Here is a 26,169-nt window from a genome sequence, read left to right as displayed (position 1 = left end):
TGTACTTAAAATAGTATTATCCTTCTCATCAGAATAACACACCGGCCCCGGGTAAAAGGAGAGCAAAAGGATTAAAGTTTTTTATACCACAGGTTCATCGACTCAAATGACCCGCAGATATTTGTGTTGTTGACAAGAGTACCGGCGAATCTGTAGCACCTGTCATAAAAAAGGCGGTTTACAGGAAGAAAACTTGCCCTTGCAATGGTGTATGACATTGTAATCCCTCTTTTTTTCATCTCTTCCTCCATCAGGAAAAGAAGAAAACCTGCGAAACCTTTTCCCCTAAATGCAGGGTCAGTTGCAAAATCTGTCATCTCAGCACTTAATGAATCAATGTCTGTCTCCGCGGAAGAAGCTGCAACGAATTCCTTGGTTTCTTCACTTTGCACACCAAAATAGACGGTTCCAAAGTCCATCGTTTTCCTTATGTACTCCGGAGAATCAACGGGGAAGGGATAGCTTTCAAAAACTTTTGAAAACAGGTCTGCAAGCAGACCTGAATCCTTCTCATCAGCCCTCCTGGCGGTAAAGCCGTCCGAAAGATTATTCTTTTGATCTTTCATGCCAGAAGAAACAGAGCTTTCTGTAAACTTTCCCTCTGATGATTCAAGGTCTTTTTGTCCAATGATTTTTCCTTTGGGAATACCCCTTACAGTGTTATAATACTTTGAAAGGAAGCACCCGTCACAAAAACCCCTGTACATACCGGGGATTATACCTTCCTGGATATAGCCGTCTGACAAAAATCCTTCTCTCATATGTTCCGGAACTTTTGCAAAAGACTTTGAATACCCTTTTTCCTCTGCAAGTTTGTCAATCAGTTTTATTATTCCGGGATAGTCAGAGTCTGATAATTTCATTAGGTACACACGGTCATTGTAATCTCCGTGCTGGACAACAGAGTTCAGAATAGTGCAGATTTCATCCCTGATCATCTCTTCTCTCCATTCTCTCGTTGTCCTCAGGATAAAGGGATATTGTCCCGTCATGATCACACAGGAGTTTTTCAATACCTATGGCCTTAATCTCCGATGCATCGTCAAGTTTCAGGCTTAAATTGCATTTGTCGCATTTTCTGTCGCAAAAATACGGTTCATAGGAATCAGGTTCCTTGTATGTGCAAAGTACACCCTCGTAGTTTCTCATGACAACCTTGTTGGCTGACCACGAAACAATATAGTTTGGTGCAAGCGGAATCTTTCCGCCTCCCCCCGGAGCATCTACAACATATGTAGGAACCGCGAGACCTGAAGTGTGTCCCCTTAGACTTTCAATTATCTCGATTCCCTTCCCGATAGGTGTCCTGAAATGCGAAAGGCCCTCCGAGAGGTCACACTGGTACATGTAATACGGACGCACCCTGTTAATCAGAAGTTTATGAAAAAGGGACTTCATAATTCTCGGGCAGTCGTTTACTCCCGCCAGGAGAACCGACTGGTTTCCAAGAGGAATCCCACCGTCCGCAAGTTTTCTCAGGGCTTCCGATGAAGATTCTGTAATTTCTCTCGGGTGATTGAAATGAGTATTAAACCAGAGCGGCTGGTACTGTCCCAGCATCTCGACGAGTTCACGGTCCACCCTGAAGGGCAAAACCACAGGCATTCTGCTTCCGACGCGAACTATCTCGACATGCCTGATATCAGACAATTCGGAAAGAATCCACTCAAGATAGTCGTTTTCAAGCATCAGAGGGTCCCCGCCCGACAGGAGAACGTCCCTTATCTGTGGGTTATTATTGATGTAATCGATGCCCTTGCTGATTTCGTTTCTGTCCGGGATGTATTCGCAGTCACCTACCCTTCGCTTTCTCGTGCAGTGCCGGCAGTACATGGCGCAGACATTGCTCACCATAAAAAGGACCCTGTCCGGGTACCTGTGCGTGATGCCTTCGACCGGACTGTCAAGGTCCTCTGAGAGAGGATCGTTCATGTCGTCCTTTATTATGTCAAGTTCACGCTCTGACGGAAAGGCCTGCATGAATATAGGATCATTTTCGTAGTCTTCAGTCTCTATAAGGGAGAGATAGTAAGGAGTTACAGCCATAGGAAACTTTTCAAGAGTTTTTTCAAGTTCCTCTCTTTTTTTAGGGGGAAAGGAAATGCCCGTAAGTTTTTCAAACGTTTTTATATCGCGGACAGTATTTTTTATCTGCCATCTCCAGTCCCTCCAGTTTGCAGTCTTCTCTTTTGAACCGGCAAGGTCCGTCATCCTGTTTTTTATATTCACATCCGAATTCATAAAATTTCATTAATTTTTTATAATTCCCCTGAATTTTTTCAGAAAAACACACTCTGAAATATCAGGTATTTCAAAAAACTGCACCATACTCTGGTTTTGACAACGGAAAAATTACAAATCCCATATTTTATGGTGCAGAATATTTGTCCGGGTGGTGCCGCTTTAAAAAAGCCGTCTTTTATATGACTAAATACACCAGAATCTCTATATTATACGTTTTTTGAAATAAATTCCCAAAACATCAAGTATTATGCCGTAATAGTATTGTTTTATCCTTCTTTTATCTGATATGATAAATTTCGTCCTCCGGAAAGGGCATTTTAATCAACATTTTCCAGTTGACCACAGTCAGAAATACCCCCGTTTCACCTGTGGCTTAGCTGTTTCCTTTTATGGAAGGTCACCCTTAATATAAGTTTTGCTATGGGAAATACAACTGAATTATTCTGTTAAAAAAAAGATTTTGCTGAAAAAATTTTGCCAAAAAATTATTTTCATCCTCTTACAGGCCCTGCATCATCAAAGCCCTGTCTCTGGCCGGTTCCCGCAAGCCTTACAAGTTCGTCAGGCCTAAGTATCAGCCTTATTGCATTTTCGGCATGCTCGCGTGTCCTCCTTTCGGCAAGCCATGCAAGCTGCGCATCGTCTTTCGCCTCGTCCTCGTGGACGAACACTTCTATTATATGGGTGTTTGTCATAAGCTGTGCCCTTATAAGACCCTGCGAAGCCTCATGTGCACACATCTTGTCCTTTTCAACTCCGCCGGGCATCCCGAGGGCCATGACTATATCGCACCCGCGCTCCTCTATAAGCTTTTTTGCTGCAACGGGGAGGTCTTTTACACCAGGAACTGTATACCGCTCAATCGAAACGCTTGCATGCCTGCGCAGCTCATCGACCGCTATCGCTCCCATGTTGACGCGGGCGAACGTTGTATCGGCAACACCAACTTTCATAGTAATATCCTGTTGCTTCCTGTCAGACCTTAAGGACTTCTGCCGCAGCCATGACACCGCAAGATGCCGGTTTGAAGCCCTGCTCTTTAAGAGTCTTCTGGACTGCCGACAAAACGGCCATAACCTCAGGTGCTCCGGTTGCACCCATAGTCCCTATTCTGAATATTTTGCCTTTCAGGCTGTCCTGACCGCCGGAAATCTCGATGCCTGTCTTTTTCACCGCACCGCGGAACTTTGAGTCGTCTATTCCGTCGGGGTAGCAGAAAGCGGTCGCCGTGTTGGAGTATGAATGGAACTTATCGGTCTTCGGGAATAACTTAAGGCCCCATGCCTCTCCGGCGGCCCTCACGGCTTCGGACATGTTTTTGTGGCGTGCAATCCTGTTCTCAAGACCTTCATTCTCAACGAGCCTGCAGGCCTCCCTCATTGCAAAGAACAGGGAAATTGCAGGTGTATAAGGTGTCTGGCTCTTTTCAGCACTTTTTTTGTATGCCGCAAGGTCAAGATACATAGGTCTCCATTCTGCAATCCTGTCCCATGCCTTCTCTGAGACCGATACAGCAGCAAGACCGGCAGGTGCCGCAAGGCATTTCTGTGAGCCGACAATTGCTACATCAACGCCCCACTTGTCGGCATAAAATTCGTTTCCGGCAATGGATGTGATTCCGTCAAGAATAAAAAGTGCACCGTACTTTTTGCATAATCTTCCCACCTCTCCGGCAGGGTTCAGAATTGCTGCCGACGTTTCATTGTGGACAAGTGTTACCGCTTCGGCACCGTTTTCAAGCTCTTCTTCAAGTTTTTCGAGAGGAAGAGGAGTACCCCATTCGGACTCAAGGCACACTGCATTGTCGGAGTAAAGTTTGCCCAGCTTGAAGAGGCGTTCGCCGAACTTTCCGTTGACAAGCGAAGCAACGTTCTTTTTGGCGCAGAAGTTTGCAACAGCTGCCTCCATTCCCGCTGTTCCGGAACCCGAAAGGACGAGTATATCGTTTTTTGTTCCGAACATGGGCTTTAGCATACGGGTAATGTCATCGAGGCATTCCCCGAATTCCGCTCCCCTGTGATTTATTGCCTGCTTTGTCATTGCCATCCTTACGTTCTGTGGCATTGGGACAGGGCCCGGCATCATTAGAAGTGTTTCGTCCTGCATAAAAATCAGTATAATATGTACTGCGTACTAGGAAATTTATTTTACTGATTGGTCCGCATAAAGACTCCAAATTCAGACATGAAAATTCTTCAGTGATAAGTTTTGGTGGTGGCTGCAAAAAAAAGAATTTTTTCAGGGCTGCCTTAAAACAAGGCAGCTATACTGTCAAGGTTTTCTGAAACAAACTTCAGAATCATAATAATCAGTCCAAGCCAGTCAAACATAAAATATCTCCTTAAATCGTCATATAGGCAGTATTTCCGGCCGCCATGCACAAATAGCTGTGCATACATGACTTTTTCGTTTATACTTAAAATACTTTTTCAACTGCGGGCGCACGGGAAAGAATTCGCAAAAATAATCGGTCAAATGAAAATTTTTTGCAGAAAACTATGTCCGTGAAAAAAATTGTGTCAGGTGCACTTTCAAAAAGGTAAATCACTGACGAGACCAAATATAAACGTATATGACAGAAGTGGCGATTATAGCAGGCTCGGCTTCGGACGTGCACGTTGTAGAGAAAGTAAAGGCTGTTCTTTCCGAGAGCAACACTGACTTTGACTACCAGGTGATTTCAGCGCACAGAAACCCGGACAAACTGGACGAATATGTCAAATCATCGGATGCAAAGGTTTTCATCTGCATCGCAGGTCTTTCGGCGGCCCTCCCCGGAGTCGTCGCTTCAAAGACAGACAAACCGGTGATAGGTGTTCCGGTTTCCGGCACTCTCGGCGGACTTGACGCACTTCTCTCGATAGTACAGATGCCCAAAGGTGTGCCTGTTGCGTGCGTGGGTATAGACAACGGTGCAAACGCAGCCCACCTCGCTTTAAGAATCCTTAAAACAGCTTAAAAATAATCCTGAAAGAAATGAGTCTATTTAACGCGACACTGGACGCGGTTCAGCAGATTCCGTCAATATCCCAGGAATACGGATTATTTGCATATATTATACTTTTTTGCGTGATTTTTCTTGAGACAGGAATTGTCATATTTCCGTTTCTTCCCGGGGACTCGATAATATTCGCCGCAGGGGCCCTTGCAAACGGCGGCGGGTTCAATATATGGGCACTTTTCTTCACGTTCTCTTTTGCAGCCGCCGCCGGAGACTCCGTAAACTACATGATTGGGAAATATCTCGGGCATAAACTCACAGGAGAGGGCAGTTTCAGCCATCTGATAGAGCAGGAATGGCTTGACAGAACAAACGTTTTCTTCAAAAAATACGGCGCCCCTGCTGTAGTCATAGGAAGATTCATACCGTATGCAAGGACATTTGCGCCTTTTCTTGCTGGAATGGGGGAGATGAAATACAGGCGCTTTCTGTTCTGGAACATATCGGGAGCGCTTCTCTGGTCTGGTGTCATCCTCTTTGCAGGCTATCACGCAGGAAAAATTCCCCAGATTAAAGAGAACCTTGACCTCATGATGTACGCGATGATTGCCACAGGGGTTATTGCCGTTGTCCTGATAATATGCAGAATAATATCTGTGTCGCTCAAAAAAAGAAAATCATCCTGAAAATAGCATAATTTTTTTAAAAACTGTTTTGAGGCATTTTTACCTCATTTTGGTGGTTATTTTTCAGTTTTGCTGCTTTTTTATCTTTTTTTTGTCTTCCATTTTTAAATTCCCGAGACAGTCACGGACAAGTTTTACTGCGCACAGGTCACCGCACATTGAACATGTCTCAAGGTCACCGTCGCGGTCATGAATACGCTTCGCATGCTCCCCGAACATCGCAAGCGAAAACTGCCTCTTCCAGTCAAGATTACGCCTAGCCTCCGCCATATCGGCTTCACCGGTCTCAAACCAGCGGTCCCCGAGTCTTTTTATGCTTCCGACATGTGCAGCTATCCTTGCAACCCTTGTCCCCTCCCTGATGTCTTCTATGTCAGGCAGTGCAAGATGCTCGGAAGGTGAGACCATGCACAAAAAATCGGCCCCGTTGAGAGCTGCTATAGCACCCCCTATCGCCCCGGAGACATGGTCATACCCGGGTGCGATGTCCGTTACGAGAGGCCCGAGAAGATATAAAGGAGCATACCCGGAGAGCTCTTTTATCATCTTCACGTTGTATGCAATCTGGTCTACAGGAATGTGGCCCGGACCTTCTATCATCCTCATAACTCCGGCGTCAAGGGCTCTTTTGGAGAGCTCGCCCAGGTTTAAATATTCAACGGTTTTGGCCCTTTTTACGGCGTCGACCATTGCACCGGGCCGCATGCCGTCACCAAGAGAGACAACAACGTCATACTCGGAAAGAATTTCCATGAGGTAGTCATATTCACTGTAAAGAGGATTTTCCTCGCCGTTTGCAGCCATAATCGCCGTATGAAAAGCACCTCCCCTTGAAACGACACCCATAGTCCTCGGGTCGTCCTTCAAAGCCTTCAGAGTGTCAAGGTTGACACCGCAGTGAAGGGTAAGAAAATCAACTCCCTGCCTGCAGTGCTCGCGGATGACATTGAACAGGAGGTCGCCCGTCACATCCAGTGCATTTCCGGCACGGCGTACGGCCTCGTATATCGGTACAGTCCCTACCGTCGTGTCAAGCTTCAGGACTTCCTTTCTTATGGCTGGAAGGTCTCCTCCTGTAGACAGGTCCATTATGGCGTCAGCTCCCTCATCGAGTGCACACTGAGCCTTTTTCATCTCGAGGTCAGGGTCGCACCTTGCACCCGATGTGCCGATGTTGACGTTCACCCTGACGCCGCACCCTTCTCCTATCGCACACAGTTTGTGACTGCGTATTCTGTTTGCAGGAATGACCGCCCTTCCCCCGAGTACCGAACGGGCAAGCTTTTCTGCATCAATCCCTTCTGCCTTTGCTGCGGAAACTACATTCTCAGGAATACCTGATCTGCACTCCCCGATGAGAGTATGCATAGATATAAATTTGTACCTGTTAACTAAAAACTACTACCAATGTCAGTCGAGTGGATAAGAGGAGAGGGCTATTATGCAAATTCGTATTTCTGCGAAGGTATACTCATCGACGCCGGTGTTTACCCGATGGCTTTTGAAAAATACAAGGACAAAACTGATACCATCATAATTACCCACTGCCACTACGATCATATCGCTCATATAAAAGAGGCAAAGTCAATGTGCGGCGCCTTTATATGCATCCATGAATACGACGCACAGGGACTTTGCGACGATATAAGAAGCCTTTCTCCTATGTTTTCCGAGAGGTCACCCGGAGTCTGCCCTGACAGACTGCTAAAGGAAGGGGACGTCGTCGGCCCGTTTGAAGTGGTTCATACCCCGGGGCACACAAAGGGTTCGGTCTGCCTTTACGACAGAAAGACAAAAGACCTTATATCAGGAGACACTGTTTTCTCTGACGGAAGCTTCGGTAGGACGGACTTTCAGAGCGGAAGTTCTGAAGATATGCTTAATTCGCTTAAAAAACTTGAGAAGCTTGAGGTCAGGGGAATCTATCCCGGCCACGGCATCCCTGCCATGAATTCAGGTTCGGAAATTATCAAAAGGGCTCTTAAGACTGCTGAATTATATTAACAAAAAAAAAACAATCTGAACTGATTATGGCTGAAAAGGGGATATATTTCATAGTATTCAGAAACAGGGAAGCCTGCATAAAAGTTGGCGCCCTTGGAAATATCGGTTTCAAAGAAGGCTGGCACATATATGCAGGTTCGGCGCTTGGAAGCGGCGGTCTTTCAAGGGTTGAAAGACACTTTTCCCTTGCAGAGAGAAAGGACAGAAAACCCCACTGGCACATAGATTACCTGCTCCTTTCAGAAAAGTTCAGACCTGTTTATGCAGTATATGCCCCTACAAAAGAAAGATTTGAGTGCCAGGCGGCGGGAATGATGGCAAAAGGCAAATCCGTTGAAAATTTCGGCTGTACCGACTGCATGTGCAGGTCCCATCTGTTTTACAGGGAAAATGACCCACATGACGAGCTGACAGGGATATTCAGATCTCTTGGCCTCTCCCCTTCAACAGCCACCCCGCAATTTAAATTATAAGCCGATACTTTTAAGGGAAGAGGATTCTCGTCATTTATGCCAAAGATTTTCTAAGATCACACCAAGAATAAAGATATGAAAGTTCTTGGCATCTGCGGAAGCATGCGTAAAACCGGAAACACATCAGTTCTCGTAAAAAAAATCCTTGACTATGTAAAAGACGAAGGCTGCTCTGAATTTGAGACAGATTACCTGTCGCTTTCAGGCCTTAAAATATCACCCTGCACAGGATGCGAAAAATGCAGGGAGAAAAAGTGGTGTATATTAAAAGACGACTGGGATACAATAGCAGAAAAAATGACCGGATGCGATGTCCTTGTGATAGGGTCTCCTACGTATTTCTATGACGTCAGCGGTCAGGTAAAAAACCTTATTGACAGGACATATTCCCTTTACCACGACAGAAAACTTGCCGGCAAAAACGCCGTAGTCGTATCCGTCTGTGCCGACAGGGGCGGCGAAAGGACACTTGAAACACTCGAAGGATTTGCAAACACCCACGGATTCTCGTCCCTGGGTTTTGTCGCGGGAAGAGGCTTTGGTGAAGGCGATGTAATAAACGATGAACGTTCAACGGAAAAATGCATTGAAATCGGAGAAAAAATACTCAAACTTGTGAGCAATACCCACAGGTCAGGCCAGAAAAAAAGGTGAAATTTGCGGAAAATCCCGGTACATTTAAAAGAGAATATGATACCTTGCGAAATAAAATTTCTTTTTCCAAATTTTTGACATATATTATTTTCATAAATATATCTATATGCAAAATTTTTTTTATTAGAGAACCGATACTCTAAATTGATATATACAAAGTAATTTTGAATATTTATAAGATTTAATCAATATAATGGTCAGATGATTAAATGGCAGAGATCTCAATAAAGCGTTACTTCGAGGGCGATGGCGGCTACCTTATCCCCGCCGAATATACAATATCCCTGAACTCTGCTAAAAAAACTGATTTTTCAGGTCTTTTCAGCAAATACCGGGTCTTGTTTGTGGATTCAGGGAATAACAAAGTAAATGTCAGGGTTCCCGAAGACCCCTCCCTGATTCACTCGGTAATGGAGGAAATTTCCGGCATGCTTTCCTGGGCTGAAGAAACGGAAAGAAAAAGCCCGGTTAAACAACAGGGGCTGCATGAAAATTCTGCTGCATATGAAAAAAGTTCTGATGAAGTTATACCCGCAGAACCTGTCACCGGCCACAATGAAGATTTGCCGAAATCCTTACCTGTTATAGCTAACTGCAAAAATCCGGCGCAAACAGAAAAAGTCTGCGAAGATTCTGAAGAGAACAAACCTGTCATTATACCGTCAAAGCCTGATGACACGTACAACTACGTGGAGCCTGAACTCCGCAACAACTCCGAGGATCAGTGCGATAAAGACTTTTCAGTGGATAATTTTGTCATACTGGCTGAGAACAGTGCACCGGAACCAAACAAAGGATCGCTGATATTCAAAAAATCCCTGAAAATGAACTTTTTCGAGGATTTTCCTGAAGACAATCCTCTGGATGAAAAGATTTCAGCCGACACAGAAGAAAAAGGAGTAGAATTCAAAATTTCTGATGAGATTGGAGATAATATTCCTGAGACAGACGATGACAGCGAACCAAAAGTCCCGAATACAGAGGCATCCGGCATAGAAACAGAACCGCCTGAAGCAGGTGATTCAGGCATTTCAGGAGATGACCCAGACCTGAGTGGTATGCCGGAAGAGGAATTCCCGGCGGATATTGATTTAGAGATATCAGAAGATGATATAGCAGACCTGCAGGATGAACTGCCGGATGAAAACGATTTTACCTTCTCTGATGTAAATTTAGCTGACCCTGAAACTGAACTTTCCGGAGAAACATGTTTAAACGCTTCAAAACAGGATATAAAAGATTTACAGAAAGATATTCCATGGGACATGGAACTTAATATTCCGGCGGAGGACGAACCTGAAAATAAAGAGGAGCTAAAGGGACCTGCATCAGAAACCGCAGCCGTTACAGATGATAAAAAAACCGAAAGTCAGAAACCTTTGTCTGACCTGAAAAATGCTAATGAACTATATTCACAGGGGCTCTTTGAAGAAGCACTGGAAAAATACAGCAAAGTTCTGGCAGCAGACCCGTCGGACAGGGAGGCGCTTTTAAACAGTGCACTGATTCTCTATGATTCAGGAAAGGTAGACGACGCACTAAAAGACTTTGAAAAAGCTTTTTCTTCCGTAAAATTCTGCGACGAAGACCTCCTCAAATTCGCAGACGCACAGAAAAAATCAGGAAAGATTCAGGAGGCGCTTGCAACATATGACCATATGCTTTCGGTGTCTCCGCGGTGTACAGAAGCCCTGGAGAACAAATTTTCAATCCTGAAGGAACAAAAAAGATTTGACGAAGCACGCTTCACCCTGGAAGCCCTGACTGAAGTGGACCCTAAAGAGCCTGTTTACTGGTATGAAAAAGCTGTTCTTGACGAAAAATCGGGTAAATTCGAAGAAGCTGTTTCGGATTACGACAAGCTCCTTGAGCTAAAAGAAGACTTCACTGAAGCCTGGGTTAAAAAAGCACTCCTCTTAATAAAACTTGAGCGGCACAAAGAAGCCCTTGAATGTTATGAGTACCTGGTATCCAAGAACCCTGAAAACGCCGGCCTGTGGTACTCAAGAGGGCTTGTGCAGAAATTCATCGGAATGTATGAAGAGGCTCTCCACTCATTTGAAGTTTCAATAGCACTCTCCCCCGGCGATATGGATACAGTGCACGAAAAGGCCCGTACACTTGCAAAACTGCAAAGATATGACGAGGCTCTGGAGCAGTACAGTGAATTAACCAGTGAAGGTGCCGAAGATTACCTAATTTATCTTGAGACAGCCGAAATTCAGCAGAAACAGGGAATTTATGATAAGGCGTCATCAAACTACGGCCTTGCCCTGCTGGAAAAGCCCGGCGACATGACAGCTCTTCTCGGAAGGGCCGAGTGCGAAAAAGAGACAGAAAATACAGACAAAGCTATAACAGACTTCAGGGCCGCCCTTGACATCAATCCCTCCGATGAATCCGTATGGATTTCCCTCGGTGAAGTATACGATAAGGCCGGCAGGAGCAAAGAAGCTCTTCTTTCATACAGCAGGGCACTGGATATCAGCCCCGCATCAGATACCGCATTAAAGGGAAAACTGAAAAGCCTTATAAAAACGGGAAATTATGAAGAGGCGCTTTTAATCTACGACAGGCTTATAGTAATGACGCCCGGAAATGCATGTCTTATAGCAGGCAAAGGCTCTGCCCTTGCAAAACTTAAAAGATACGACGAAGCTCTTATGCTCTACCGCACAGCCGTGCATCTTGAGCCGGAAAACTCCACAAATATACTTGATCTCATATCACTTATGTCAGATATGGAGATGTTTTCAGAGACGATCCCATACTATGACATGCTCGAGAAACTGCTGCCTGATGAGCCTGACCTTATCATGTCCGGGGGGATGGCCAGATACGCTGCAGGCGATTATGAAGGAGCGCTTATTTCATTCAGAAAAGCTGCCGGACTAAATCCGGACAGTCCTCTCCCTGTAATGAAAGAAGGACTCGTTCTGCTGAAACTCGGAAAGAAAAAGGAGGCACTGATGTGCTACCTGAAAACAATAGACATAGACTCAAAATTCGGGAACGTATGGATGGAAAACGGAATAGACGCAACGTCTTTCATGGAGATGAAGGCTCCTGAAAAAAGACATATTCCGGATGAAAAAATCCCCACTCCTAAAGTAGAGACAAAAGAAGAGGTGAAAGGCGGGAGTCCGGAAAAAGACTTTTTCGATACTGATTCAGAAGAGGCCGGAGATGAAAAGACTCTGCCGGAAATGAAGAATACTAAAGAGAAGAAAAGCAGAAGACCTACGGAAGAGCAGCTCAAAGACCCGGACTTTCTATATTCAAAAGGGATTTCCCTTACAAAACTCGGGTATTATGACGCCGCTATAAAATGCTTTGAGAAAGCTTCCGACCTTGACCCTGAAGACGCCAGGTATGTCTATGCGCTCGGAATACTCTTCGGTAAAAAAGGGATTTATTTTGATGCAATAGAATGCTTTGATAAGGCTCTTGAAATCGAACCGGGACATAAAGGTGCACTTGAGGCCAGAAAAAAGGCGGTTTTATCTATATAAATAAACGAAAACCCGTATAAACCGGCAGGCCCTGTCTCATACATCTGTTATTGTCGGAAATCTGCCTGAGTTTAATAAAATATTGTCTTTATTTTTGTATTATCTCCAGAACATCCATTTCGGCTTCTGGATCATGTCAACGCTTTCCTCTTCAATCTCCTGGCGGCTATTTTCAAGAGCGGGTTTTATCGCTGACTGAAGCGCTACGCTGTGCGCAGCCGCCTGGGCCTGGAGGTGCTCAATCATGTGATTTAAGTCGTTTATTCTTTCATCCTTCGATGATGCAATCTGATCTGTTGTAGTAATACTCATAGCCTCGATCCTTGAGACGCTCTCTTTAAGATCATCTATGCGCTGGTCCTTTTCTGATATCAGCTTTGCATAGGTGTCCTTGAGGTCTTTCTGAAGTTCAATTTCCTCGCGGAGATTTTGTATCTCATGGTCACGGGACTCTATATCATCCTCTGAATAAACGGACGACAAAGCCCGGCTGCCCGCTTTGTCATCATGGCTGTAACCTCCGGAGTTCCCAAGAAATGTTTCGCATGCCATCTTTACCCAGTCGCCTTTTTTAAGGCCGAGTTTTTCCGATGCCTCCTCTATCTGCGCACCGGTTTTTTCGTCAACATTAATTATAATACGCATTACTCATTCCTGCCTTCCTAATTATCCCCTTTCTTTCTCATCTCATTTGAAATGTTCTGGTTTATTAAAACCCCGGGATTTCCGGGTTTTATTTCAAGAGCTTTCCTAAAACATTCGTCTGCCTCATCAAACTTTTTCAAAACAGATAGTGCAACTCCCTTGTTGTTTAAAGCCGGTGCGTTGAGCGGTTTTATCTTTATGGACTCATTAAAGCTTAAAACCGCATCCCCGGCTCTTTTTACATAAAACTGTGCCATTCCGCGCCTGAACCAGATCTGTTCATCATTATCATCTATTGAAAGGGCCTTGTCAAAACAGTAAAGCGCTTTTTCATGCATTTCGGCATCACAAAGCGCCAGGCCTTTGTTGTACCAGTAACTGACGCCAACTTTCATTTTATCTCCGGTCGCATTGATCTCACCAAATCAGGTATTTCTGTTGCATCTGGGTGTGACTGATTATATTCGTATTTTTTCTTCACATTACAAAACTGTTTTTTTATTATTCTTCAGACTCACTGCCTACCGGCATCTGATGTATAGAATAGTATTGAATTTCATAATTAAAATGTTTAAGGAAATATAACTCGGCACAGATTACATTGCGGACTACACGGGACACACCAAAAATACCGGGTGATACATTACAACGAAATTACCCGGTTGCCTTTTGGATTTCCGGATTCGAAAAATCAAGAGAATTTAAATATTTTTATTGTCTGTAAAATCAACAGAATATTAAGGGTAATAATAATCATATCTTTAAAGACCGGTTAGTGATGTGAAAAACAATGAGTGCCGAACTTATAAGCAGAATCCTTAAGAGAGCTCTCGAGGGTGACACCTCAGTCAGAGTCGACGAATATGAAGTCTCCCCGGAATTAAAAGACCTTGCAGGAACCGCCAACGCTGTCATTGAAAAGATTGAAACAGCTAATGAGGCGCAAATATACAAAAAAAGAATGACAGCTTTTGTCAAATCAAACCCGCAGGCAATAGCTGTTTTAGGGCCTGACAAAAAAAGAATTGACCTGAACAGGGAATATGAGCGCATATGGCGCGGAAGCTTCCAGGAGCTTATGAAAAAAAGGCTCTATGACTTCAATATAAAAATTACAGGCGGTGACGACTTCTATGCTTCGTTTGAAACACGGAGGAATGCAGTTACAGACATGGAGGTCTCATGGCCTGACAATACAAAAACAATACTCAGGCTTTTCCAGATGCCTATTCTCAACGAGCAGGGGAATATCGACATAAATTACTACATATACCAGGACATGACTGCAGAAAAGGCACTCAACTCATATATGCATAATGAGGTCAACAAAATAGCGGCCAATATAGAAAAGATATCCAGAGGTGACCTTGACCTTGACCTTAACGTAGGCCAGGCCGACGAAAACACAAGGGACGCAAAAGAGATGATGACTATTATATCATCAAATCTTGAAAAAGCCAAATCAGCGATACAGGGTCTTGTAATTGATACTGAATATCTCTCGGATGCCGCCATAAACGGAAAACTCGGCGACAGGATTGATGTAAAAAAGCATAACGGCCACTTCAGGGGCGTTGCCGAGGGCTTCAACAGGACAATGGATATGATATCAAGCCCTCTCAGGGAGTCGATGCGCGTGATAAGCCGCTACGCCGAAAACGATTACAACGCAAGATTCTCTGATGAAATCCCTGTAAACGGAGAGTTTTCAGAGTTCAAAGACTCAATAAACGAACTGGGGAAAAAGCTTGTCTCAACTATAGATGACGTAAGAAAAGCAGTCGACAATGTAACTGTAGGGACTTCCGAAGCAAGCAAAGGCTCAGACGAGGTCGCAAAGGCAACCGAGCAGGTCGCAATGACCAGCCAGAAATGCGCCGACCTTAGTAAGGCGGTTCTTTCAAAGATGGAGGATATCCAGAGGCAGATATCTGAACTTTCTGCGTCCAACAACGAAATCTCCTCAACTTCTCAGGAAGTCCTTAAAAATGCGGAGTCTATGGCCGTAAAAGGAAACGATGCGCAGGTTTTGGGAAACGACGCAAGCCAGAAGATGGAGAAAGTCCAGCAGATAACAGCAAAAAGCGTCAGCGAAATAGAAGGCTTAAACGACCAGATGAAGGAGATCAACAAAATAGTCAAGATGATAACAGACATCGCCGGCCAGATAAACCTTTTAGCTTTAAACGCGGCAATTGAAGCCGCACGTGCAGGAGAGCACGGAAGAGGATTCGCCGTCGTTGCAGGGGAAGTCAAAAACCTTGCAGGCGATGCCAAAAAGGCGACTACCCATATAGAAAAGGTCATAGGGTCTGTCCAGAAAAACAGCAAAGATACGGCCGACGCCATAAAATCTGCAAGTGAAGGCGTAAAAAGCGCTGTTGACAGTGTAAATGCAACAATAAAGGCCTTAAACGATATAGTAACAGACTCCCAGAACGTCACATCAGATATGGGAGAAATAGCAAAGGCAATTGACGGTCAGGCAAACATAGCAAACATTGTCGTAAATGCAACCGACGAAGGCGCAAAAGAGACAGAGGAGACATTAAGGGAGGTAGAAGAGCTCGCGGCGCTTGCAGAAGAGGCAAGTGCGTCGGTCGAGGAGATAGGAAGCGCAATCCACGAAGTAAACGAGATGGCCGGAACACTCAAGAAAAATATGGGTACATTCAAAACTGACAGAAAATAGAATGTCACCACAACACTTATTTTAAAAATTTTTTTTAGAGAGCAATTGCATAATCCTTCGGACGAAACTTCATGAACAGGGCTTTTGACAACAATTTTGTGCAGGATGAAACGGCAGAAAAATTCCTGCGTAAATATTTCGGCTATAACTCTCTTTATCCCTACCAGAAAGATATAATAAACGCGGTTTTAAACGGGCGGGATGTCCTTGCAGTAATTGCAACAGGGGGAGGAAAGTCGATATGCTACCAGCTCCCGGCTCTTCTCATGAACGGCATTGCAGTTGTCGTATCCCCCCTTATATCTCTCATGAAGGACCAGGTGGACTCGCTTAAAACGGCAGGCATTTCGGCAGGACTTTTAAACAGCACGCAGGACTACTCGCAGTACTCCGAAGTAGTGTCATCCATGGTAAACAACAGGGCAGATATTATTTATGTATCCCCCGAAAGAGCCGTCACCCCGTCCTTTATATCGACACTTAAAAAATGCAGGGTGTCTCTTCTTGCGGTTGACGAGGCGCACTGCATATCCCAGTGGGGGCATGAGTTCCGCCCGGAATACCGGAGATTAAGCGTTTTGAAAAAAGAGCTTGAAAGAGTTCCGGTAATCGCCCTCACTGCAACGGCAACGCCTGTTGTCCAAAAAGACATCGAAAAGCAGCTAAGCCTCAAAAACCCTCTCGTTTATGTTGGAAGTTTTTACAGGAAAAACCTCTGCTACAGTGTAATGCCTAAAAAAGATGCATTCGGGCAGGTTGTTGCCTACATAAAAAGCAGGCGCACGGATGATTCCGGGATAATATACTGCCAGAGCAGAAAAGGTGCCGAGGATATCGCAAAAAAACTTGGTTCTGCCGGAATATATGCTCTGCCCTATCATGCGGGACTGTCAAGGCAGGTGCGTGAAAAGACCCAGGACAGGTTCATAAAGGACAATGTACCTGTAATCGTTGCTACGGTAGCCTTCGGGATGGGCATAAACAAGCCTGATGTAAGGTATGTCATCCACTACGACCTGCCGGACAGCCTTGAGAACTACTACCAGGAGACAGGCCGTGCAGGAAGAGACGGTCTTCCCTCGGACTGCCTCCTTTTCTACAGCAGGGGGGACAGGTCGAAAATACAGTATTTCATCTCCGGGATGGACAGCGGCAGGCAGAAGTCAATCGCAATTAAAAAACTTGAAGCAATGACCTCTTTCTGCGAAAGCCACGAATGCCGTGTCAAAACTTTTCTGGACTACTTCGGAGAGGACACAGGAGGCTTTTCATGCGGCATATGCGACAACTGCCTGAACCCTTCGGAAGAATTTGACGGGACCGACATCGCAAAAAAGGTGATTAAGTGCGTGGAATCACTGGGAATCCCTTTTGGAATAGGCCACATTGCAGACGTTCTGCGTGGGTCGAAGAACCGCAAGGTTAAGGAAAAAGGGCATGACAAATCACCGCTGTTCGGGCAGGGAAAAGCTTTTTCAAAGGAAGAATGGGAGTCCTATATAAAAGAGATTATTCGCCTCGGCTACCTTTCAAGAAGCGGCAGCAGGTACCCGGTCGTCGTTATGAACGAAAAGAGCCTGGACGTCATATCGGGAAAAGAACGTGTAACCCTTGTACGGTGCACAAAAAAGACCGTTCCCCGTCCAGGAACCAGACTTAATGGTGCAGAAAAAAAGAAACAGGCAGGCAAAAGTGAAATTGCAAAGGCTGACAAAGACCTTTACGAACGCTTAAAGTCACTAAGAAAAAGAATTGCCGAGGAAAAAAAGATCCCGCCATACATGGTGCTTTCAATCGCATCACTTGCCGAACTTGCTTCCAGACACCCGAAAACAAGGGATGAACTCCTGGCTGTAAAAGGAATAGGGGAGCATAAGGCTGACGACTTCGGGGGCCTGATTCTCGGGGAGATAAACAGGAAAAATAATTCTGCACAAAAAAAATCCCGGGAAAAGAGCAGTGACATATCATACAGGATGTATTGTTCTGGGATGACCTTAAGCCAGATTGCCGCAGAAAGGGGACTTACTGTTGATATTATCTCTGTCCACCTCGAAGAGAAGATAAGAAACGGAGCTGACATCGATATATGTGACCTTGTGTCTAAGAAAAACCAGGACGCCGTGGTATCGGCTCTCAAAAATTACGGCGACGTATCAATAAAAGACATAAAAACAATTGTAGGAGACAGGGTCCCGGTCAGTGATATAAGATTCGTAAAGGCGTTTTTGGAGAGGAAAAACCCAAAATAAAAGTTATATTAAGTTATAAGAATTCTGAGATATAAAAAATTATAAAAAAATAAGGGTTTTCCAGGGAATTTTTTTGGATTTTTCGGGAGTCTCTGATTTTTCAGAAAAACGCCATTTTATCCTGAAAAAATATTTTTAAATTTTTTCAGATAAGCTCATATCTTGTTGTTCTCTGCCGCAGTGTTCTTCCGATGCTCCCGGCAATCCTCTGCATCTCTTTAGGATCAAAGTAGTCGGAACCTTTTCCTCCTGCATCAATCGACACTTCGTCTGTGAACATCGTCCCGCCATAGTCGTTTCCGCCAGCAAGAAGTCCTAACTGCGTAAACTTGAAGCCGACCTTACCCCATGCAATCTGGAGGTTGTCGAAATTGTCCAGAAAAAGGCGTGATACGGCGAAAAAGAGCATATCCTCTTTTCCTGTGGCTCCGGCTGGAGCAAGTCCTTTCTCATAAAGCCTTGTATTCTGGTGCAGGTAAGGAAGTGTCACAAGCTCGGTAAAACCGTTTGTTTCGTCCTGGATATCCCTTAAAACATTGAGGTGCTCGGCCCTGTCCCTTTCGTTGTCAACAGACCCGTACATTATCGTTGAAGTCGACTTAAGCCCCATCGAGTGGGCTTCCTTTATAATGCGGGACCACTCGGCGGTAGAGACCTTTGCCGGGCAGATAACTTTTCTCACCCTGTCGACAAGCATCTCCGCTCCGGTCCCCTGGAGAGTCCCGAGACCTGCGTCAATCATTCTTTCTATGACTTCCTTCGTTGTAAGCCCGCTCATTTTGGCCGCATGGGATATTTCGTCAGGACTCATTGTATGAATATCCACGCCCGGGTACTCCTCGGTAATCATTTTCAGGAGATTTTCATAGGTCTCAACGGTAAAATCGGGATGGACACCTGAAAGAAGGCAGATTTCCGTTACTTTTCTCTCCTTTGCAAGCCTGACACCTTCCCTTATGGTCTCTTCGTCGCACAGATACGCGTCTTCTGCCGATTTTGGCCTTCCGAAAGCACAAAAACGGCAGAGGTTTTTGCAGATGTTTGTGACGTGAATATTCTGGTTTCTGACATATGTCACGACATCGCCTGCCTTTTTTTCACGCATGATATCGGCTGCTTTTATGACATCCCACATCCGCCTGTCATTTATCTTCATAAGCTCTTCAGCTTCGGGTACTGTCATCCTGTGCCCTTCAAGGGTATCATCGAGAAGGTCTTTGAGGTCACTGTCTTTCATTTTTTCTTTTCCTCTTTCCATCTGGCGTAAAGCTCATGTATTACCATAATTGCGATCAGTATCAGTGCAAACTCAAAGAGATGAAGCGGTGCATACCCGACAAACGGTATAGAAAACAGCGCTTTTCCTACGATCCACTCCTTTTTCACCGGCTTTATCGCCCCGACACCTACAATGCCCCCCTGCTGATCATAAACGTCGTTGTTGTCGCCTTTTGTTATATAACCGCTTTCTTTATTCCCTGAAGTATCGTTATACCACTCCACAGCCCGGTGAATTATCGGGTCTACATCACCGACTCCGTTGGGCCTGTAGATAATGACATCACCATAGACCCTGTTTCCCTGCTTGTCGGGATTGGAATTAAACCTCCCGTAACCGGTTGAAAGCCCTTCTTCCCAGGTCTGCAGTTCACCGAACCTGTCCGGGGAGACTACGAAGACAAGGTCTCCGATATTCATGTTAGGGACCATGCTCTGAGATTCGACTGCAACAACAGCAGGCCATGTACCTGAGGCAACAAAAAGCAGGAGTGCAATAATACCGACAGCACACACGACCCATACGATGTCACGTACAAAACTTACAGCAGGGTCTTCACTTTTTATAAATTTCCTGAGCGGATTTGACTCTTCTTGTTTTGTCTCTTTTTTTGCACCCTTCATATTATCGCAGGTTTTAGGTTTGTCTTAAACAATAGAAAGGTTTCGCAGGAACCTTCATTATGACCTGAGAAAAGCACAGCAGAAAACTATATTCAGTGTTTTTTGTTTTGAACAGCAAAAAAGCCGGAATAGTAATATTCAACCCTTTTTTAGAGGGAGAAAACTTTGAGATAAATTTCTGCCGGAATGAGTCCACGCCTGTCAGGCGTATTCAACCGTTCGTAATCTGTTAAATACAATGAGAACTGATACAAAAATAAGCCTGAAAAGTCCGGAAAATAATAAAAAATCGGGTGCGCAGAAAAACCGCCAGTGCATAAATTTGGTCTGCGCATAGAAGTACACAGACATCATGCATGTGGTTTTTTTGATATCTCCAGGAGGCAAAAGCAACATTTACATATCAAACAATAACCCCAAACAAATATTTGAAGTATAATATATCATTTAAAATACGGAGGATTTTTTATTATTCTGCCGGAAAAGATCAAAAAAAATTCGAAAAAGGCCTTCTTACAGATAATTATTATATTAGTCCTCCTGATGCTTTTTGCATGGTGGTTCTCAGGAAACTTATACGAGGAAAGACTCGTCGGCATCGAAAGAGAGCAGTTTCACCATGATTTTTCTGTATACAGCAACTCCTTTACATACAATCTCAACCAGAAAATAGACCTTGCGCTGTCTCTCTACTCTTTTGTACTTGCAGACACGGACGACTCAAGAATCAGCGCGGAATTCCCTGATTTCGCATCAATGTTGTATTCGGAGTATCCCGGTATAAATGCTGTATTTCTTGCTCCCGGAGGCAACTGCACCTACGTTTACCCAAAGTCAGGTAAAAAATTTTTTGACAGATGCAGCAATTTAAATAAGATTTCAACGGAAAAGGTGGCAGAACTGGACCAAAAGCTTAAAGGCAGGCCTTTTATCATTGAGAATGCTACCGGAGAAAGTCCCGACAAAGAAATAATAGCCGTAAAACCTGTATTCTTGAACAGGACATCAAAAGACTCCGAACTGTGGGGTTTTGTACTTGTCGCAATAGACCTACCGGAAATATACAGGCAGAGCGGTTTTGAGGAACTCAGCGGCTTTTCAGTCGCGGTGAAGGACAACGGGTCTGTAATCTACGGAAACGTCTCAACATTTGAAAACGACCCCGGCATATACGAGATGTACATAGGAGACAAAATCTGGACACTTGCACTTGCTCCAGAAAACGGCTGGAATCCTTTTGTTGAAAGCAGGGTATCATTTTTCCGGGCGGTCACCCTTGTCCTGGGAATCATTGCAGTGATTCTTATCGGCTATTCGTTTTACAGCTACCTGTGGCTTAACTTAAACCTGAAGAAAAAGACAGGCGACCTTGAAAAGGCCAAAAGAGAGATTATGTTCAGGGATATGGCTATAGAATCAGCCGTGAGCCCTGTCGTCATATCAAACATGAGAGGCCGCATAGTATACATGAACAAAGCGGCGTTAAAACTATGGAATCTGGACAAAAGGTCTGCAAAAGGCGTATATATGCCTTCTCTTTTCAGCAGGTCCGAAATCGTTGAGAGTTTCCTAAGAGGTAAAGCCAGGTCTGAAAGCTGGACAGGAGAAACCAAGGCTTTTGTGGAGAGAGATAAATTCACCGAGTTATACGGGTCCTTTTCGGCAGTCACCGACAACAAAGATAATTTTTACGGCGTTCACGGATCATTTACAGACATTTCCGCTCTTAAATACGCTGAAAACGCGCTTTATGAGAGTGAATACAAGTACCACGAGATTTTTGACAGCGTAAACGAGATGATAGTCGTAAACATACTGACAAGCGACCCGGATGAGCGCTACAGCGGAAAAATTGTTGAGGTGAACAACTCTGCGTGCGAAAACCTTGGATACTCAAAGGAAGAACTCTTATCACTCAGGCTTCACGATATAATCTCAGAAGATTCCTATATAAAAATCAGGAAGCATTACAGCAGGGAACTTGTAAAAACAGGTCTGGTTTCAAACGAAATTGAGATTGTCAGGAAAGATAAAAGCACTTTCCCGGCTTACTCCAAGGTCAGGCTTCTTACACTTGGAGAAAGAAAATACGCCCTTTCCCTGATACGAGACCTTACCGCTGAAAAGGAGGCAAGAAAAAGGGAAATGGAGGCTTTAAAACAGATTGAGAAGAATATTGCAAGGCTTGCAGCACTTAACGACGAGATAAGAAATCCTCTTGCCGTAATCGTCGGGTATGCGTCCCTCAATGAATACGAAGATTCGGATAAAATTCTCGAACAGGCAAAAGTTATTGACAACCTTATAAATAAACTTGACCAGAAATGGCTCGAGTCCAAAAAAATAAGGGATTATCTTTTGAAATACTATGGAATTTCGCGCAATACCACAGACGAAGACAAAGGCGATAAAAACAATAAAGAGCAATAGAACCGTGTTAAGCCGGGTTTTGTAAAATATAAAAATATATTTCCGGAATTTTTGCACGGTTATATTAAAAATAAAATTTTTTCTGCCAGGACAAATTATCCGAGTAGGGCCAGGGTATGCCAGGATTTGTCAGTGCCTGTTGTGATCATTTTGCCTGCACACAATGCAGTTGTTCCAGGCTATAAAAAATTCATTTATTGAAGCATATCTGGCACTTCTGTCAATGGATACTGATTTTAACACACAGTTATAACACGACCTGCTTAATTCCCAGTTCTCAAACGTGCATGGCATGAAAACATTTTTCCTGTATCTTAGCCTTATGTCGGCATCTGTGAAATTGCCGAAGAAACTAAAAATCAATGCTCCGAGCGTATAAACATTTGTTGCTTCGTCAATTACGGCGCCTTTAACATATTCTTCAGGGGCTTTAAATCTCTTAGTCCCCCAGAAATCTTCTCCCATATCATTAATCGCCGGTTTTTTCCTGAAAAAGTCAATATCGCATATAGTTGTGGTTTCGGTTGAAAAATCGTATATTATGCTTCCGTCATAAAAATCTACAGCGACATAGTTGCTTTTTGAAACCTCAGACAAAAAAGAAAACAACACTTCCACGGCTTTGATTCTCTTTTCCGGGGACAACTGTCTGAATCGTTTCGCAGGTGATATTATCCGGGGACTATCATGGTATTTCTCGAAATTCCAATAATCAAACAGGCAGTCTCCGTCTGCCCATTTGAATACCGCTATATAGATGTCACCAAGAGAATAGTGCCTGACAAGTTCAATTAAGTTCGGATGTTTTATATTCTTGTATATGGGCATCGCTTCTTTTAACGAAGCGATGGCTTCTTCAGGTGTTCGGACTGATTCGACTGTCTTTAGTCCTGCCACTTTAACAAAATATTTTTCATTTCCGTCTTCAACACCGAAACTAATATTGCCGGAATCATTTTGCGAAAACACACAAAAAACTTTACCTAATGAACTGATCCATGAAAAATCGTGACTTTCTTTTAGCTGAAACTCAACATTGTCTAAATTAATTTTAACCATAATTTTCCATTGACAGAAGAAATATTATTACCGATACCCCCGGGCGGATTCGAACCGCCGTCTTCGGCTCCAAAGGCCGAAATGATTGACCACTACACTACGGGAGTTTTTATATCCTTATTTTTTGTAAAGGAAACTGTAATTTTTGCAAAAATTTTCAGTAAAGAAATTTCGCTTTATTCTATTTGTCAGGGAAGATATTAAAATTAACATTTTGAAAAATAAGGAATCCATGGAAAAAATGTTTTATTATTCCCGGGTACTCTCTGTTTCAGAGACAGGATGAATTTTATTTGAAAATGCTACCGGAAAATGATTTCAGGTCTTTTCAGGACAAACCCGCGATTTTCGCAATAATCCTGCCAAAAATGTTTCTTTTCAGTGATATGGCGCTTTCGTCGCACATCTCATGACAGCAGTAGCATTTTATGCAATCCTTATAGTCTATCACCGGTTTTGCATCGATAACTGTTATCGCACCCTTCGGACAGCTCCTGACACACCTCATACACCTTATGCACGTTTTTTTGTCTATCACGGGCAGGGGTGCCTCTCTTGCCAGAATTTTAAACAGAACCTGCATTACCTTTCTCCTAAGCCCGGCGTCCGGGACTGCACCGCCTTTTCCGGAGTACGTGGAAGGGTGCCTGAAATCCTTTACCGCAAAATCACCCGGGTTTTCACCGGTTACCTCTATATCGCTGAAATCGCTTTTGATGTAACCCCTGTTTACAGCTTCGCTGATGGTCCCTATTTTTAAAGGGTCATACGACATAAGCCCTGCCGTGACAAAGTCAATTGCGCTGTAGTCTTCTGATGCCATAACGACGCCTATCTTACGCGGCGTTCCGCTATGGGGGCCGTCGCCTTCCATTGCCATTATGGCATCCATAACCTGAAGCTTAGGTTTCACCGCATCGTTTAAGTCCACTATCATCGAACAGAAGTCGTCCCGCAAAGGCATTTTGCCATGATAAAGAGGTTTTTCAAATCCGGGAATTACCCCGAACATGTTCTTTGCAGCCCCGCTCAGATAGGTAAGTGCATGAGTCTTTGCCTTTGATACGACTATTACGGCATCGGCATCGAAAACCGGATTTATAACCGGAAAACGTTTCGTTATCCTGCCATTTGGTGCCGGCATCTCCCGGAATCCGGTGTCATAGTTCAACGGGATATCAAGCTCTTCCGATATTTTGTCATAGCCCGCCAGGGCATAGTTTTTCCTGAGAACTTTTTCAGTATATGAAAGGCCTGAACCCGGGCTGTCTCCCATCATAACAATGCAGCCGTAATCTTTCAGAAGTTTTGCAACAGCATACACGACTTCAGGGTGGGTGGTCACGCTCTTTTCAGGGTCTTTTCCCAGAAGCATGTTGAACTTCAGAAACACCTTCTGACCGGGGGAGACAAACGAGCCTATACCGCCGATAAGGTCCACGGCTTTTTTTACACTGTCAAAGACATTCTCCCTTTCATAATCGTCGCATTTTCCTATTGAAACCTTTTTCTGCGTCCCGGAGTCGTTCATCCAAATAACCTGTCACTATTAGTAAAGCTCATATTCCTTAAATTTCCCGCATCCGTTTCTCGCTTTACATAATACTTAAATGAAATCATGATAACACTTGCCTTTCTGCAGGGTTTTCTTTATATCAATACCTTTTAGGAAGTTGTATGCCAAAAAATCCAAACGACTGGTTTTTATGCAGGCAGGTGAAAGTAAATTTCAAGTGGCTATTATGAAATGGAAACCCGTTCTGGCGATATCCGCCGCAATCCTTTTTTTCTGCATTTTTTCATGCGGATGTACATCGCAACCTGAAATAAATACGACTTCTCAGACACAGGCAGCCGGAGAAGACGTCGCAGTCTCAATTGAAGACACACCTGTACAGTACATGGACATGACCGGTGATATGACCGGCAATTTAACTCTTGCCTACCGTGAGTTCGGTGTCAACAACTCAAAGCCTCTTCTCCTGATAGAAGGATTCGGGCAGACCATGGACGGATGGAACTCCACGTTCCTCGGCATTCTCTCGAAAGACTATCATGTCTACATCTACGACCACCGCGATATGGGTGAAAGCTCTGAAACAGAAGGAAATTTCACGGTTTACCAGCTTGCAGACGATGCCGCATGCCTCATCACCGGACTTGGGTATGACAGCATGAATATCTACGGTGTCTCGATGGGGTCCACCGTCTCACAGCAGCTTTTGATATTACATCCTGACAGAATAAATAAGGCGGTACTCTCTTCTGCGACATACAGCCCTTCAATTCCTGAGACCGAAAAACTTCACGGGCTTCTTAAGGCGGCTTCAACTGACCCCGACTCATCTGAAGGTGTCGTAAAAGAGGCTATTGCAAACCTGGAATATCCCGGAAACCTCAATGACTTGTCATCTATTCAAAAAGACGTCATGCTGATAACAGGGACAGACGATGACTTAACTCCGCAGTCGGTTGCAGTTGAAATTGCAGGTAAGATAAACGGTTCGTGGCTTGTAAGATTTAAAGGAATTCCGCATGCAGGTTCGCAGTATGCTCCCGTGGAATATGCAAAGATTACAAATGAGTTTCTTGAAATGAACGAAACTCCTGCATAATTTTTAAAAAAAAGTTTTATTTTCCTTTTTTACTTTTCTGTATCGCTTTTTGTCTTTTTG

21 protein-coding genes and 1 tRNA gene are annotated in these 26,169 nt (G+C 44.2%); 10 read left to right on the top strand and 12 right to left on the bottom strand.

The features are described 5' to 3' along the window. Positions 1-71: 71 nt before the first annotated feature. The 4 genes from ablB to J2128_RS07240 all read right to left on the bottom strand — a co-directional run bounded on the left by ablB (position 72) and on the right by J2128_RS07240 (position 4,350). Positions 72-938 carry a putative beta-lysine N-acetyltransferase gene (gene ablB / locus J2128_RS07255; RefSeq protein WP_209690475.1) on the bottom strand — a complete coding sequence of 289 codons (867 nt, stop codon included), beginning with the start codon at positions 936-938 and terminating at the stop codon, positions 72-74. Further along, positions 925-2,241: a lysine 2,3-aminomutase gene (ablA, locus tag J2128_RS07250; protein ID WP_245323459.1), complete on the bottom strand. Its 1,317-nt coding sequence runs from the start codon at positions 2,239-2,241 to the stop codon at positions 925-927. The genes ablB and ablA overlap by 14 nt, the downstream gene beginning before the upstream one ends. 494 nt (positions 2,242-2,735) lie before the next feature. Next, entirely contained in the window at positions 2,736-3,197 is a 462-nt protein-coding gene (gene ribC / locus J2128_RS07245) for a riboflavin synthase (protein ID WP_209690474.1), read from the bottom strand. Positions 3,198-3,219: 22 nt separating this feature from the next. Next, a complete protein-coding gene (locus J2128_RS07240) occupies positions 3,220-4,350 on the bottom strand; it encodes an alanine--glyoxylate aminotransferase family protein (protein ID WP_209690473.1) in 1,131 nt (376 codons plus the stop codon). Between the two features lie 466 nt (positions 4,351-4,816). Between J2128_RS07240 and purE the strand changes: the two genes are divergently transcribed. Then, a complete protein-coding gene (purE, locus tag J2128_RS07235; RefSeq protein WP_209690472.1) occupies positions 4,817-5,203 on the top strand; it encodes a 5-(carboxyamino)imidazole ribonucleotide mutase in 387 nt (128 codons plus the stop codon). Between the two features lie 17 nt (positions 5,204-5,220). Continuing rightward, positions 5,221-5,871 (top strand): VTT domain-containing protein, encoded by a 651-nt coding sequence (locus J2128_RS07230; RefSeq protein ID WP_209690471.1) that lies wholly within the window; start codon positions 5,221-5,223, stop codon positions 5,869-5,871. Positions 5,872-5,934: 63 nt separating this feature from the next. Here the strand turns inward: J2128_RS07230 and thiC are convergent, their stop codons facing one another. After that, positions 5,935-7,239 carry a phosphomethylpyrimidine synthase ThiC gene (thiC, locus tag J2128_RS07225; protein WP_209690470.1) on the bottom strand — a complete coding sequence of 435 codons (1,305 nt, stop codon included), beginning with the start codon at positions 7,237-7,239 and terminating at the stop codon, positions 5,935-5,937. Positions 7,240-7,278: 39 nt separating this feature from the next. On the opposite strand from thiC, the gene J2128_RS07220 reads away from it, so the two are divergent. The 4 genes from J2128_RS07220 to J2128_RS07205 all read left to right on the top strand — a co-directional run bounded on the left by J2128_RS07220 (position 7,279) and on the right by J2128_RS07205 (position 12,514). Then, positions 7,279-7,875: an MBL fold metallo-hydrolase gene (locus tag J2128_RS07220; RefSeq protein WP_209690469.1), complete on the top strand. Its 597-nt coding sequence runs from the start codon at positions 7,279-7,281 to the stop codon at positions 7,873-7,875. A gap of 26 nt (positions 7,876-7,901) precedes the next feature. Continuing rightward, positions 7,902-8,348, top strand: coding sequence for a DUF123 domain-containing protein (locus tag J2128_RS07215; RefSeq protein ID WP_209690468.1), 447 nt, complete (start codon positions 7,902-7,904; stop codon positions 8,346-8,348). Between the two features lie 75 nt (positions 8,349-8,423). Next, positions 8,424-9,002: a flavodoxin family protein gene (locus tag J2128_RS07210; RefSeq protein ID WP_209690467.1), complete on the top strand. Its 579-nt coding sequence runs from the start codon at positions 8,424-8,426 to the stop codon at positions 9,000-9,002. A 209-nt stretch (positions 9,003-9,211) separates the two neighbouring features. Beyond that, positions 9,212-12,514: a tetratricopeptide repeat protein gene (locus tag J2128_RS07205; RefSeq protein ID WP_209690466.1), complete on the top strand. Its 3,303-nt coding sequence runs from the start codon at positions 9,212-9,214 to the stop codon at positions 12,512-12,514. Between the two features lie 99 nt (positions 12,515-12,613). On the opposite strand, the gene J2128_RS07200 is transcribed toward J2128_RS07205, so the two are convergent. Beyond that, positions 12,614-13,159 carry a hypothetical protein gene (locus J2128_RS07200; RefSeq protein WP_209690465.1) on the bottom strand — a complete coding sequence of 182 codons (546 nt, stop codon included), beginning with the start codon at positions 13,157-13,159 and terminating at the stop codon, positions 12,614-12,616. 17 nt (positions 13,160-13,176) lie between these two features. Next, positions 13,177-13,554, bottom strand: coding sequence for a tetratricopeptide repeat protein (locus J2128_RS07195; protein ID WP_209690464.1), 378 nt, complete (start codon positions 13,552-13,554; stop codon positions 13,177-13,179). A 395-nt stretch (positions 13,555-13,949) separates the two neighbouring features. Here J2128_RS07195 and J2128_RS07190 point away from each other — a divergent pair, with 395 nt between their 5' ends. After that, the gene (locus tag J2128_RS07190; RefSeq protein WP_209690463.1) at positions 13,950-15,851 is read left to right on the top strand and encodes a methyl-accepting chemotaxis protein; all 1,902 of its coding nucleotides are present in this window, start codon (positions 13,950-13,952) and stop codon (positions 15,849-15,851) included. Positions 15,852-15,922: 71 nt separating this feature from the next. Beyond that, on the top strand, positions 15,923-18,103 hold the full coding sequence (gene recQ, locus J2128_RS07185; protein ID WP_209690462.1) for a DNA helicase RecQ: 2,181 nt from the start codon (positions 15,923-15,925) through the stop codon (positions 18,101-18,103). 145 nt (positions 18,104-18,248) lie between these two features. Here recQ and cofH read toward each other — a convergent pair whose 3' ends face one another. Further along, positions 18,249-19,340: a 5-amino-6-(D-ribitylamino)uracil--L-tyrosine 4-hydroxyphenyl transferase CofH gene (gene cofH, locus J2128_RS07180; protein ID WP_209690461.1), complete on the bottom strand. Its 1,092-nt coding sequence runs from the start codon at positions 19,338-19,340 to the stop codon at positions 18,249-18,251. Then, positions 19,337-20,005, bottom strand: a complete 669-nt coding sequence (locus tag J2128_RS07175) for a S26 family signal peptidase (protein ID WP_209690460.1) — start codon at positions 20,003-20,005, stop codon at positions 19,337-19,339. The genes cofH and J2128_RS07175 overlap by 4 nt, the downstream gene beginning before the upstream one ends. 543 nt (positions 20,006-20,548) lie before the next feature. Between J2128_RS07175 and J2128_RS07170 the strand changes: the two genes are divergently transcribed. Further along, a complete protein-coding gene (locus tag J2128_RS07170; RefSeq protein ID WP_209690459.1) occupies positions 20,549-22,435 on the top strand; it encodes a PAS domain S-box protein in 1,887 nt (628 codons plus the stop codon). A 129-nt stretch (positions 22,436-22,564) separates the two neighbouring features. Here the strand turns inward: J2128_RS07170 and J2128_RS07165 are convergent, their stop codons facing one another. The 3 genes from J2128_RS07165 to J2128_RS07155 all read right to left on the bottom strand — a co-directional run bounded on the left by J2128_RS07165 (position 22,565) and on the right by J2128_RS07155 (position 25,025). After that, positions 22,565-23,494: a hypothetical protein gene (locus J2128_RS07165; protein WP_209690458.1), complete on the bottom strand. Its 930-nt coding sequence runs from the start codon at positions 23,492-23,494 to the stop codon at positions 22,565-22,567. Positions 23,495-23,528: 34 nt separating this feature from the next. Beyond that, positions 23,529-23,601, bottom strand: a tRNA-Gln gene (locus J2128_RS07160). Positions 23,602-23,822: 221 nt separating this feature from the next. Beyond that, a complete protein-coding gene (locus J2128_RS07155; protein ID WP_209690457.1) occupies positions 23,823-25,025 on the bottom strand; it encodes a DUF362 domain-containing protein in 1,203 nt (400 codons plus the stop codon). A gap of 211 nt (positions 25,026-25,236) precedes the next feature. Between J2128_RS07155 and J2128_RS07150 the strand changes: the two genes are divergently transcribed. After that, positions 25,237-26,109, top strand: a complete 873-nt coding sequence (locus tag J2128_RS07150) for an alpha/beta fold hydrolase (protein ID WP_209690456.1) — start codon at positions 25,237-25,239, stop codon at positions 26,107-26,109. Positions 26,110-26,169: the final 60 nt, after the last annotated feature.

Source organism: Methanomicrobium sp. W14 (assembly GCF_017875315.1).
In the GTDB taxonomy this organism is placed as follows: domain Archaea; phylum Halobacteriota; class Methanomicrobia; order Methanomicrobiales; family Methanomicrobiaceae; genus Methanomicrobium.
This window is presented reverse-complemented; position numbering and strand designations above follow the sequence as displayed.

What these genes read in the sequence shown, in the direction of transcription:
- cofH (WP_209690461.1), bottom strand. Translation starts at nt 19,340, where the DNA reads ATGAAAGACAGTGACCTCAAAGACCTTCTCGATGATACCCTTGAAGGG.
- J2128_RS07190 (WP_209690463.1), top strand. Translation starts at nt 13,950, where the DNA reads ATGAGTGCCGAACTTATAAGCAGAATCCTTAAGAGAGCTCTCGAGGGT.
- ribC (WP_209690474.1), bottom strand. Translation starts at nt 3,197, where the DNA reads ATGAAAGTTGGTGTTGCCGATACAACGTTCGCCCGCGTCAACATGGGA.
- J2128_RS07210 (WP_209690467.1), top strand. Translation starts at nt 8,424, where the DNA reads ATGAAAGTTCTTGGCATCTGCGGAAGCATGCGTAAAACCGGAAACACA.
- recQ (WP_209690462.1), top strand. Translation starts at nt 15,923, where the DNA reads ATGAACAGGGCTTTTGACAACAATTTTGTGCAGGATGAAACGGCAGAA.
- J2128_RS07165 (WP_209690458.1), bottom strand. Translation starts at nt 23,494, where the DNA reads ATGGTTAAAATTAATTTAGACAATGTTGAGTTTCAGCTAAAAGAAAGT.
- J2128_RS07230 (WP_209690471.1), top strand. Translation starts at nt 5,221, where the DNA reads ATGAGTCTATTTAACGCGACACTGGACGCGGTTCAGCAGATTCCGTCA.
- J2128_RS07220 (WP_209690469.1), top strand. Translation starts at nt 7,279, where the DNA reads ATGTCAGTCGAGTGGATAAGAGGAGAGGGCTATTATGCAAATTCGTAT.
- J2128_RS07200 (WP_209690465.1), bottom strand. Translation starts at nt 13,159, where the DNA reads ATGCGTATTATAATTAATGTTGACGAAAAAACCGGTGCGCAGATAGAG.
- thiC (WP_209690470.1), bottom strand. Translation starts at nt 7,239, where the DNA reads ATGCATACTCTCATCGGGGAGTGCAGATCAGGTATTCCTGAGAATGTA.
- ablA (WP_245323459.1), bottom strand. Translation starts at nt 2,241, where the DNA reads ATGAATTCGGATGTGAATATAAAAAACAGGATGACGGACCTTGCCGGT.
- J2128_RS07155 (WP_209690457.1), bottom strand. Translation starts at nt 25,025, where the DNA reads ATGAACGACTCCGGGACGCAGAAAAAGGTTTCAATAGGAAAATGCGAC.
- purE (WP_209690472.1), top strand. Translation starts at nt 4,817, where the DNA reads ATGACAGAAGTGGCGATTATAGCAGGCTCGGCTTCGGACGTGCACGTT.
- J2128_RS07175 (WP_209690460.1), bottom strand. Translation starts at nt 20,005, where the DNA reads ATGAAGGGTGCAAAAAAAGAGACAAAACAAGAAGAGTCAAATCCGCTC.
- J2128_RS07150 (WP_209690456.1), top strand. Translation starts at nt 25,237, where the DNA reads ATGAAATGGAAACCCGTTCTGGCGATATCCGCCGCAATCCTTTTTTTC.
- J2128_RS07240 (WP_209690473.1), bottom strand. Translation starts at nt 4,350, where the DNA reads ATGCAGGACGAAACACTTCTAATGATGCCGGGCCCTGTCCCAATGCCA.
- J2128_RS07195 (WP_209690464.1), bottom strand. Translation starts at nt 13,554, where the DNA reads ATGAAAGTTGGCGTCAGTTACTGGTACAACAAAGGCCTGGCGCTTTGT.
- J2128_RS07215 (WP_209690468.1), top strand. Translation starts at nt 7,902, where the DNA reads ATGGCTGAAAAGGGGATATATTTCATAGTATTCAGAAACAGGGAAGCC.
- J2128_RS07170 (WP_209690459.1), top strand. Translation starts at nt 20,549, where the DNA reads ATGCTTTTTGCATGGTGGTTCTCAGGAAACTTATACGAGGAAAGACTC.
- ablB (WP_209690475.1), bottom strand. Translation starts at nt 938, where the DNA reads ATGATCAGGGATGAAATCTGCACTATTCTGAACTCTGTTGTCCAGCAC.
- J2128_RS07205 (WP_209690466.1), top strand. Translation starts at nt 9,212, where the DNA reads ATGGCAGAGATCTCAATAAAGCGTTACTTCGAGGGCGATGGCGGCTAC.